This is a genomic window from Candidatus Wallbacteria bacterium (assembly GCA_028687545.1).
Classification (GTDB): Bacteria; Muiribacteriota; JAQTZZ01; order JAQTZZ01; family JAQTZZ01; genus JAQTZZ01.
Genome location: JAQTZZ010000106.1, coordinates 1 through 4,302, shown reverse-complemented (window position 1 = coordinate 4,302; position 4,302 = coordinate 1). Strand labels below are relative to the sequence as shown.

Annotated in this window: 3 protein-coding genes; all 3 read left to right on the top strand. The window is 45.6% G+C overall.

Annotated elements, in window-relative coordinates; genetic code table 11:
• Window positions 1–431 (top strand): hypothetical protein (locus PHW04_19170; GenBank protein ID MDD2718016.1); only part of this gene is annotated, 431 nt, incomplete at its 5' end.
• Window positions 432–454: 23 nt separating this feature from the next.
• Complete coding sequence (locus PHW04_19165; protein ID MDD2718015.1) at window positions 455–2,890, top strand: WG repeat-containing protein; 2,436 nt, start codon at window positions 455–457, stop codon at window positions 2,888–2,890.
• Window positions 2,891–3,326: 436 nt separating this feature from the next.
• The coding region (locus PHW04_19160) for a hypothetical protein (GenBank protein ID MDD2718014.1) at window positions 3,327–4,302 on the top strand (976 nt) is incomplete at its 3' end.

The window sequence follows — 4,302 nt, the reverse complement described above, 5'->3', positions numbered from 1 at the left end:
ACTACAAGCATCACGGCCCGTTCGTGAATCTGACAGGCATCTTCTACGACAAGGCTCCGGATGAGAAATACCACAGAAAAGTGACACCTCAGGAAGAGAACATCCGGCAGTGGGCCATGGAACTGGTAGACAAGGAACTCTCAAAAGCGGACAGTCCGATCCGCCAGGAAATTGCCAACCACAAAAATCTTGCCGAGAATTACAAGACAAAGGGCCTGAAAAAAGAAGCAGCGGCAGAACTTAAGAGGATCAGTGAAATTTCGGAGATGCTGTACTCAGAAGCCGAAGTTCATGTAAGGCGGCAGGTAGCGCTGGAAAACAAGCTCAGGGATGAATATCAGCTTGCCAGGAATAAATACGAGCGAGGCCAGCTGCAGGAAGCCATTGAGACCCTTGAGCACATCGCCAGGATGATCAGGGAAGAAGAATAACGGCAATTGAAACAGGTGCAATCATGAAAACAAACAAATTTACAAAACATCTGATCCTGCTGGTTGTCGTCTGTACAACCTTTTTGCATGCAGTACAAGTCGACCCCCCGGCTGCCGGATCAGACAGCATGTCCAACATGGTGCACAATCTGGAACTGTTGCTGGCGTCTGTTGACAATCCCAAACTTCAAAAATTTGGTGCAGAGAACAGCACTACCCGGGAATATTACCTTAAAAAATCGATTGAGACTGAAGAAAGTGTTCAAGAGAGCCCGTTATACGTGCAAAGCCTGGAACGGGCTCTGGCTGACACCGAGCAGGAGGTAAAACAGCTCGAAGAGAGAGTCAGGCAGAACGGGGACCTCAAAATGGACGGCACAATGGAAATCACGATCAAGAAGTATAACCTGCTCAAAGAAAAGCTGGCCAGTGTACATAAAAAAGTCGAATTTGAAGAAATCAACAAGCTGAAAGAGCCGAATCCAGTCGATTCCGGAGATACGGTAGCAACATCTTCACTGGTAACCATACTGGCAGCTAATCTGGAAAAACAATGTCCAGTCAGTTCTGCTGAAGCACATGTCAACTCTTCAGAAAGCCAGGCCGGGTTGACATCCGCGAGGTTATCCCCCGAAGTAAATTTAATCCAAGTAACCAAATCATCAGAAGTAGTCCGCGAAGAAAAGATCACTGAAGAGGTCAAGTCGATGCCGAAAGCACAGACGGAAAAACCTGCAAAAGTTGGGGAAAATCGAATAAACAGCGCAGGAACGATAAAAAGTGGCACGATTGAAACGCGGTCCTTACTCTCGAGTCATGATACCGCAGAGACTAAAATTAGAAGTGCGTTGAAAAAAGCTCCGCTTGACTCCAAATCATCTCTCTTGAAACTGCGTCAGGATTTCGGCTGGGATCATGAAGATCGTAATGCAGAAACCTCAAAAGAGATTTCCGTCTCAGATACTGCCGAATTCGATTTGCGCAATACCGGAAAAATTGTGGAAGAACTCAGGCAGAAAATAGAGACAGAAAATGCGAAAAAGGATGGAAACATCGAGAAAAAATCACCCCCTGTAAAAGTTGTGGTCCCGGGAACACAGGTTAAAACACTCAGTATTTCTTCAAGAGAGATTGAGGTGACAAAAAAAGCTCATTCCAAGAGCACTGCGATCTGTCAAAAAACAGCAGAGCTTATGATAATCAGCAAAGGAACAGTAGAAAGCTCGGAAGCTTCGACTGCAGAGAATAAAGTAGAACGGCAGACTTCAAAGTCGCTTGCAGCTCAAACAATCCAAATGCAGCTGCCTTTCCAGTCCTTTCAGGAACTCAAAGAAAAAATCAACGAGAAACTGCATGCTCTTAAAAGCGGCCCGCTCAAACCGGCATCCAGCGGCAGCAGGGAAGTCATGTCTGAACCTAAAACCGCTTTCTTGAAAAAAGAGACTGACAGCGGCAAAAGTTCTGGAAGCGATGGGGCTTCCTCCAATTTATCTACTTTCAGCTCATTGTATAGTGAACTCGCAGAGAAGCTCTCGGCTGTAATCACATCTTCCAAAGAAGTGGCTAAGCCCAAGGCAATCACCCCCGCTGAAAAGGCGCAGCCGGATTTGATTGAATTCTGTGAAGTAACTGCCGCAGAACAGATCAAACCTGCCAAGCCTTTGAGAGTTGAAAAATTGAAGTCAAGTGGAGAAGTGATGGTAGCTGCCACTCTGGCTGACAGGATCAGTCTGATTGCAATGATGATAAATAAAGACATTGCGGAATTAAAAAGTAAGAGCAGTACCTTTTATTTTCCAGATCCGAAAAGACTTTACCTCTTTCCTTCTACAGAGGAATGCATGCAGACTGAGGTTGTCGCCGTGGAATATCAGCGACATAACCGGGAAAACACTTTCGCTGACTTGAAGCGGGAAGAGCTCACTCCCAAACTGAAGAAACTGCAGGCAGACAGGGATATACTCTCCAGGGAATTCAGGGAAATTGTGCCTCTTGCAGGCAGACCGGGCAAACTGCAACACAGTGAAGAAATCCATGACATAGAAGGCTTCAATCCATTGCTGGAACTTACAGAACATTTTTCAGAAAACCGTTCTCTCGTGCAAATCGGGGAAAAATGGGGTTTTGTAGATAAGGATGGAGCAGTTGCAGTGCAACCATTATTCAATGATGCACTGAATTTTTCCGAAGGCCTGGCGCCAGTAAAGCTCGATGAGAAATGGGGATATATCAACATCAACGGCGAGCTGGTGATTCCAATGATCTATGATTGTGTCTTTCCGTTTTCCGAAGGATATGCCAGGATAGCGCTGGGATCAAAATGGGGTTACATCGACTTTTCTGGTAAACCTGTGATAGATCCTCAGTTTGAATATGCCACGGACTTCAAGGACGGCATGGCTAAAGTGGAACTGGATGGAATCTGGAAATATATCTATACACCAACGAAAAAAGGTTAAACCTGTAAAATTTTGACGGGCAGGAATTTTCTGATACCAGCCTCTCCATTCAAGCAATGCTTATCATTATCAGTATCCCGATTTTTTTTCTGATACACAAATAATTACAGCAGTTTCATCATCCATCAATTTATAACAGTCATTTTGTTCCAAATAGTAGAAATACCACATTACCAAAGCAAACACTCCGTTAATTATTGACAGTTAGGCCACTTTTTCGTCCCAACCGTTTCTCTCAACCAGGCGATTTTACCTGAAAATAAAGTTACCTTTTTATATCTCCGATAGGTGATTAATTTCTGCATAGATATTGTATGGAGAGCATTTTCTCGATATGTGGCGATTTTACAAATTTTCCCTTTGGAGAAATCTGGAAAAAGCCGTGAAATCAGAGAAAACAGCTTTCCGCTAAACATAGCTGCATGAGGTGCAGGACTTGAATTTGAATAAAGTGCTCTTTTTGCTTGCCCTCCTGATACTGGCACAGGACCCTGCTCTCTGTGGCAGTTCACAGTCATGGATTGGCAATGCCAATCCTGATTGGGCAAATCCGTCGAACTGGGATCATGGGGTTGTACCTGCTCCTGACGACAGCGTGATCATTGCCCGGGCAGCGAACCAGCCTCAAATATCAAGGCCGGTTACAGTACATAACCTGCTGATCCAAAGCGACGCCACGCTGAAACTGAACGGCCAGAATCTAACCGTAACAGGCAACATCATCATCTCAGGTGGCAGCTTGTCTATCAATGGAAATTCCGCCTTCACCTGTAACGGTAATTTCAGTAATACAGGTACTTTCAATGGAGGCACCTGCGACAACAACTTCGGAGGGGACTGGACCAACAATTCCACTTACGTGGCTACATCAGGCAGAACTGTTCTGTCAGGGAATGGAGTGGCCTGGAATCAGTCCGGCGTTTTCAATCATGGTGGCGGTACAGTTGAAGTATCCGGGCAGGGGATGGCTATTTTTATCGGTTCCACGACTTTCAACAATTTCGCCTGCACCTCTGGGGGCAAGGCACTGAATTTTAATACAACTGGAATCCAGGTTTTCAGCGGTAAACTGTATCTTGAGGGATCAGATGAGAATCTGATCAGGATAACTTCTACAGTGCCCTCTGTTGCCTCTAAAATCTCAGTCGCTCAGAGTTCTATCAGCCATGTGTCTGTAAAAGATTCCTGCAATATTGGAGCGGCAGTGTTTCCAGTATGCTCCTGTGACCTGGGCAATACCAACTGGAAGTTCCAGAAAATCAGCCTTCAGGTTTCCCAGGGAGCCGGTCTGCTGGAAGCCGGAATCACAGCCAACAAGCGTGAAGCAGTGATCGGCGAAGTCGTCACCTACACAGTCACACTCATCAGCAAAGCCAACAGCGATCTTACCGCAGTACAGCTTTTCAATCCTC

What these genes read in the sequence shown, in the direction of transcription:
- PHW04_19165 (MDD2718015.1), top strand. Translation starts at nt 455, where the DNA reads ATGAAAACAAACAAATTTACAAAACATCTGATCCTGCTGGTTGTCGTC.